The sequence below is a fragment of the Pseudoalteromonas sp. MT33b genome, from assembly GCF_014117385.1.
Taxonomy (GTDB): Bacteria; Pseudomonadota; Gammaproteobacteria; order Enterobacterales; family Alteromonadaceae; genus Pseudoalteromonas; species Pseudoalteromonas lipolytica.
Window position 1 is genome coordinate 3,533,640 of sequence record NZ_CP059831.1, and the last position, 6,361, is coordinate 3,540,000.

The window sequence follows — 6,361 nt, forward strand, 5'->3', positions numbered from 1 at the left end:
ACAATATAAATGGCAAGTGAATGTTTTATAACCCCACTAAGTTTATTTTGATCTCTGACTTTTACGCGATAAGCTATCTTTAGAATTTACTTAGACTGATCACCATGAAAGAGTTTAATAGCCTAGATAAATCCCTGATTGAACAGCGTAAAAACGCACATGAGATTTGCCGTTTATTTGCCAAAAGTCCCAGTAAAGGCAATTTAAAACGACTAAAATGCATGTTTGCTCAGTGTGGTGAACAGGTCGTTATTGAAGCGGGTTTTCATTGTGATTATGGCAGTGGTATTAAAATAGGTGATCGAACCTTCATAAATATTAACTGTACTGTGCTTGATGCGCCGCTATCTGATGCACAAATTACCATAGGCAATGACTGCTTAATTGGCCCTAATGTGCAAATTCTTGCAGTATCGCATGCAGTAACCCCTACTGAGCGTTTAGCTAAAGCTAATTTTGCAGCGCCGATTAGTATTGGCAACAATGTATGGATTGGTGCTGGTGCGATTATACTTGCAGGTATTAAAGTTGCTGATAATGCCGTAGTTGGCGCAGGGGCAATAGTTACTAAAGATGTCGCGGCAAATACCCTAGTAGCAGGTAACCCCGCAGTGAAGATTAAAGACCTTTAAAAATTACAATATAGCGATATTAAATTGAGCACACATTGTCGGCTAACCTGCCAATTTAGAACATTTTCTTACAATTAGAACTCACCAAGATTGATATTATTGTACCCATTACAGTTAATGGATTAAATTCAATATGAAATACCTCGGCTTAGCACTTTTTGCACCACTTGCCTTAATTCCTTCTACAAGCTTTGCAGGGGTTTATGACAATCCTAATATAAACCTGTTTGTGAAGTCAGAACGTAATAGCACTGATTCAATCACCTCGGCAGGTGTCGAATTTATGGCTAAAAATAACAACAGCAATTTTGGCGCAGCATTGACAACAGCACTTGGGTCAGCTGAAGTGTTTACTAAAAAAGGTGATCGGGAGACATTTTTAACCCTCGATACTGGCATAAAATTTGGCTATTTCAGTGACTTTTTTGTCTATGGCGAAGTAGGCTTAGATTTAATTGAGCTTGCTTTCTACGACGACCGAAAAGACCATGACTATAACGACCGCTTCGATGACGATAACAATAGTATCGATGGCTATGTGGGTGTTGGTATAGGCGTGGACTCTAAGCCATTCAGGATAGAGATCTATGCTAGAGCCCGAGAAATAGACAGCCGCTATTGGGAGGCACAAAACCATGGTTATGCTGGGTTACAAGTTAGTATTTCGTTTTAATTTCAATTGGGTGAGTGAGTTAGCACGTTGTTAATCTAATGGTCATTTTTAGCTCACCCTATGTTAAGCTTAGGCGCTTTAGTTTACCCGCACCTAAGTTAACGGAGTATTTTAATACGTGTTTTTAAATCGATTTTTAGGCCTTGTTGTTTGTCTTATTGTAACAGGCTGTCAGACTGCCCCTGAGTCTCTTACTGAAAAGAAGCCCATAATTAAGGCAAATCCAGATACTGTGGTTACAGAATCTAAAACAGAACAAGTAGATGCGGTGCTGCCACCGCTAAAACCAAGTGAACTTGAAGATGTGTGGCAGCGTATTCGCGTTCAACTGCAGTTTAGCGATTCAAGTCATCCTGATGTACAAAAGCGCATTGCTTGGTACCTTACTCATCCGAATTATATGGAAGAAATAAGCCGCCGTGCAGCGCCGTATTTGTATCATATCGTCACAGCAGTAGAAAACCGTGACTTACCCATAGAACTTGCCCTAATGCCGCTTATAGAGAGCGATTTTGATGCCAGTGCCTATTCGCACAAGCATGCATCGGGTTTATGGCAACTCACTCCTTCAATCGCCAAATACTTTAAAGTAAAAATTACCCCTTGGTATGATGGTCGCCAAGATGTGATTGACAGCACACGTGCAGCTCTCGATTTTATAGAGTATCTTTATAAACGCTTTGATGGCGATTGGTATCATGCTATTGCTGCCTACAATATCGGTGAGGGGCGAGTGTTACAAGCCATTGCTCGTAATCAAAAGCAAGGTAAACCAACCGATTTTTTCAGCTTAAAACTACCATCACAAACTCGTCAATATGTGCCCAAGCTGCTCGCTGCTGCACAGTTGCTTAAACATCAAAAAATGGTCTTTCCGTCGATTAAAAATGAAGAAGCAATTAGCATCTTGCCTGTGTCAGGGGCTGTGATCTTAGCTGACAAAGCAAAATGGCAAGAACTCGAAGAGTTAAACCATGGCGTAATTCGCTACCCTGCAGTAATAGATGCGCCACATATTGTGGTACCAAAAGATCAACAGTCAACTTTTAAAACACTGTTAGCAAATCAGAAAAGTAATGATTACAGCCAGTGGCAACACTACACCGTAAAACGCGGCGATAGCTTAAGCGTAATAGCAAAACGTTATAAAGTGACAGTCAGCCAGCTTAAAACCTTTAATAGCTTAAAAACGAACACTATTCGCGTAGGTCAAAAACTCATATTACCGCAATTAGCTGATCAACAAATTGAGTACAAAGTAAGAGCAGGCGACAGCTTATGGAAAATAGCAAAGCAATACAAAGTCAGCATAACAAAACTAAAGCAATGGAATAACCTTTCTAGGGATAGTCTAAGAGTAGGCGAAAAGCTCACCGTATTTATCTCAAATAGTTAATACCAAATCAGGGAGTTTTACTCCCTGTCTCTTTTATATATCCAATTAAAGTTGTATCTTTAGTAGTCTATAAAAATAACAACGACAAAGTCATGGATAATCAACAAAAGGACGTCACCGAATCAACTCTTGAGACACATCAGCAAGAGGCAAGCGATGAACACCAACCAAAATCAACCACGGCAAGCACTAACCCCGACGACTCTAAACAGCCTAAAGCTTGGTTTACCAATGAGCGTCTAAACCTCTTTCTCGCACTGTGTGCCATTATTATTTCAGCAGCGTCTTTTTATGCCACATACCTGCAAGCAAATGCTGCAGAACGACAAGTAAAAGCCGCCACATGGCCTTGGCTTGAAGTTATGACGGGGAATTATGATGAAGAAAAAAATCTACCTGAAATCACCTTTGTACTCACTAATTCAGGATCAGGACCTGCGATAGTAAAGTATGTGAAGTATCACTATAACGACCAATCATATTTAGATATCTATAAAGTAATTTCTGCATGCTGTTTTGATACACAAGCATATGAAACACAGCTACAAACTCTGCAAGATGATTCTCCCAACATAAATATTTTCGAAGCATTTGGCTGGATTATGACGAGTGCCAGTGATAACCGGTTGCTGGCATCTGGCAGCAAACTTAAACTTTTTGGTTTCAAGCGAACGGGATTTAATGAAACTCAATGGGACAAAGTAAACAAGCAACGGAATAGCATCAAAACCGAGATCTGCTATTGCTCTTTACTAGAACAATGCTACCTAAGCGATGGCCGCGCAGATGTAAAAGAAATAGAACAGTGTGATATATCAGGTAATTCTCCAGAGACAGCGCTGTGAATGTCAGGGGTGTTGTATGAAGGGCATATCAGATACTTTCGGCACTAAAGTACCTCCACGCCCTAATTAGGTTAGCGTAAAGTGAAGTAGCCCATTTTAGAGTCCCTTCATTCTTGTCATCATGATTAAGCAACGTGGGAACCGTGATTGAACATCGTGATTACAAAGCGTAGGAACGGCTTTAGCCATGAATGTCTCTGGTTATGTGTGAAGAGCATATCAGACACTTTCGGCACTAAAGTGCCTCCTACGCGCTAATTAGGTTAGCGTAAAGTGAGTGATTCAATAACCCCTTCATTCTTGTCATCATGATTAAACAACATGGGAATCGTGATTAAACATCATGATTAAGAAGCGTAGGAACGGCTTTAGCCGTGAATCTCAGGGGTGTTGTATGAAGGGCATATCAGACACTTTCGGCACTAAAGTACCTCCTACGTCTTTTCACCTTGCGCTTATGCGTCTTTTATCTCTGTATGCAATCTCAGTATGGTACTGGACGATTTAGCCCTAAACGCAAAAAACCCGCTGCATTGCTGCAACGGGTTTCTCTAATTAGGAGCCATGGTGCGCTACGCAGTAGGATGTCCTACTTTCACATGGTCAATGCAACACGATGCTTACAAAGATATAGGTCGTAGGGGTCTTGGTTGGGTATTTTATTTTTCTACAGGCAACAAAAAACCCGACTCTTTCGAATCGGGTTTCTCTAATTAGGAGCCTGGCGATGTCCTACTTTCACATGGCAAATGCCACACTATCATCGGCGCTGTTTCGTTTCACTACTGAGTTCGGCATGGAATCAGGTGGGTCCAAAACGCTATTGTCACCAAGCAAATTTGGTTGTTAATCGCACTCGCAATTAACTAAAATCTGGAAATCTGATAATCGTAAATCTACTTTAGTATACTAACTTCTGTCTGTTACGCTGTCATAAAACGCGTTTGGCGTTGTATGGTTAAGCCTCACGGGTAATTAGTACAGGTTAGCTTAATGGCTCACACCACTTCCACATCCTGCCTATCAACGTTGTAGTCTTCAACGGCCCTTCAGAGACTTTAAAAGTCTAGTGAGAACTCATCTCGAGGCCTGCTTCGCGCTTAGATGCTTTCAGCGCTTATCAGTTCCGAACGTAGCTACCGGGCAATGCCATTGGCATGACAACCCGAACACCAGCGGTTCGTTCACTCCGGTCCTCTCGTACTAGGAGCAACCCCTCTCAATTCTCAAACGCCCACGGCAGATAGGGACCGAACTGTCTCACGACGTTCTAAACCCAGCTCGCGTACCACTTTAAATGGCGAACAGCCATACCCTTGGGACCGACTTCAGCCCCAGGATGTGATGAGCCGACATCGAGGTGCCAAACACCGCCGTCGATATGAACTCTTGGGCGGTATCAGCCTGTTATCCCCGGAGTACCTTTTATCCGTTGAGCGATGGCCCTTCCATTCAGAACCACCGGATCACTATGACCTACTTTCGTACCTGCTCGACGTGTCTGTCTCGCAGTTAAGCTGGCTTCTACCATTACACTAACCGTACGATGTCCGACCGTACTTAGCCAACCTTCGTGCTCCTCCGTTACTCTTTGGGAGGAGACCGCCCCAGTCAAACTACCCACCAGGCACTGTCCGTAACCCCGATCAGGGGCCAACGTTAGAACATCAAAACTACAAGGGTGGTATTTCAAGGACGGCTCCACAAAGACTAGCGTCTCTGCTTCAAAGCCTCCCACCTATCCTACACATGTAGGTTCAATGTTCAGTGCCAAGCTGTAGTAAAGGTTCACGGGGTCTTTCCGTCTAGCCGCGGGTACACAGCATCTTCACTGCGATTTCAATTTCACTGAGTCTCGGGTGGAGACAGCGTGGCCATGGTTACACCATTCGTGCAGGTCGGAACTTACCCGACAAGGAATTTCGCTACCTTAGGACCGTTATAGTTACGGCCGCCGTTTACCGGGGCTTCGATCAAGAGCTTCGTCCGAAAACTAACCCCATCAATTAACCTTCCGGCACCGGGCAGGTGTCACACCGTATACGTCATCTTGCGATTTTGCACAGTGCTGTGTTTTTAATAAACAGTCCCAGCCACCTGGTCACTGCGGCTCCAATCAGCTTAAAGAGCAAGTCTCATCACCAATCGGAGCGTACCTTCTCCCGAAGTTACGGTACGATTTTGCCTAGTTCCTTCACCCGAGTTCTCTCAAGCGCCTTAGTATTCTCTACCTGACCACCTGTGTCGGTTTGGGGTACGATTCGGTATAATCTGAAGCTTAGAGGCTTTTCCTGGAAGTATGGCATCAACAACTTCACCACCTTAGTGGCTCGTCTCGTGTCTCAGTCTTAAGAGTCCGGATTTTCCTAAACTCTCAACCTACTCACTTTCACATGGACAACCAACGCCATGCTTGCTTAGCCTGCTCCGTCCCCCCATCGCAATTATACCAAGTACGGGAATATTAACCCGTTTCCCATCGACTACGCCTTTCGGCCTCGCCTTAGGGGTCGACTTACCCTACCCTGATTAACATGGGATAGGAACCCTTGGTCTTCCGGCGTGCGGGTTTTTCACCCGCATTATCGTTACTCATGTCAGCATTCGCACTTCTGATACCTCCAGCATACCTCCCGGTACACCTTCAACGGCTTACAGAACGCTCCCCTACCACTCAAAATAAATTTTGAATCCGCAGCTTCGGTGCATAGTTTAGCCCCGTTACATCTTCCGCGCAGACCGACTCGACCAGTGAGCTATTACGCTTTCTTTAAAGGGTGGCTGCTTCTAAGCCAACCTCCTGGCTGTCTGGGCC

At 43.9% G+C, this 6,361-nt stretch carries 4 protein-coding genes and 2 rRNA genes (1 of these 6 running past the window's edge); 4 read left to right on the top strand and 2 right to left on the bottom strand.

Annotated features, from left to right (window positions below; all coding sequences use genetic code 11):
- Positions 1 to 104: 104 nt before the first annotated feature.
- The 4 genes from H3302_RS15900 to H3302_RS15915 all read left to right on the top strand — a co-directional run bounded on the left by H3302_RS15900 (position 105) and on the right by H3302_RS15915 (position 3,546).
- The gene (locus tag H3302_RS15900; protein WP_036973641.1) at positions 105 to 632 is read left to right on the top strand and encodes a sugar O-acetyltransferase; all 528 of its coding nucleotides are present in this window, start codon (positions 105 to 107) and stop codon (positions 630 to 632) included.
- A 133-nt stretch (positions 633 to 765) separates the two neighbouring features.
- Positions 766 to 1,305 carry a hypothetical protein gene (locus tag H3302_RS15905; protein WP_036973642.1) on the top strand — a complete coding sequence of 180 codons (540 nt, stop codon included), beginning with the start codon at positions 766 to 768 and terminating at the stop codon, positions 1,303 to 1,305.
- Positions 1,306 to 1,423: 118 nt separating this feature from the next.
- On the top strand, positions 1,424 to 2,701 hold the full coding sequence (locus tag H3302_RS15910; RefSeq protein WP_182395888.1) for a LysM peptidoglycan-binding domain-containing protein: 1,278 nt from the start codon (positions 1,424 to 1,426) through the stop codon (positions 2,699 to 2,701).
- A gap of 92 nt (positions 2,702 to 2,793) precedes the next feature.
- A complete protein-coding gene (locus tag H3302_RS15915; RefSeq protein WP_065979515.1) occupies positions 2,794 to 3,546 on the top strand; it encodes a hypothetical protein in 753 nt (250 codons plus the stop codon).
- 719 nt (positions 3,547 to 4,265) lie between these two features.
- On the opposite strand, the gene rrf is transcribed toward H3302_RS15915, so the two are convergent.
- Positions 4,266 to 4,380: ribosomal RNA gene (rrf, locus tag H3302_RS15920) — 5S ribosomal RNA — on the bottom strand.
- A gap of 120 nt (positions 4,381 to 4,500) precedes the next feature.
- Positions 4,501 to 6,361 (bottom strand): 23S ribosomal RNA (locus H3302_RS15925) (it continues 1,024 nt past the right edge of the window).

Excerpts from the sequence above, each read along its gene's own strand:
- H3302_RS15900 (WP_036973641.1), top strand. The coding sequence starts at position 105 with ATGAAAGAGTTTAATAGCCTAGATAAATCCCTGATTGAACAGCGTAAA.
- H3302_RS15905 (WP_036973642.1), top strand. The coding sequence starts at position 766 with ATGAAATACCTCGGCTTAGCACTTTTTGCACCACTTGCCTTAATTCCT.
- H3302_RS15915 (WP_065979515.1), top strand. The coding sequence starts at position 2,794 with ATGGATAATCAACAAAAGGACGTCACCGAATCAACTCTTGAGACACAT.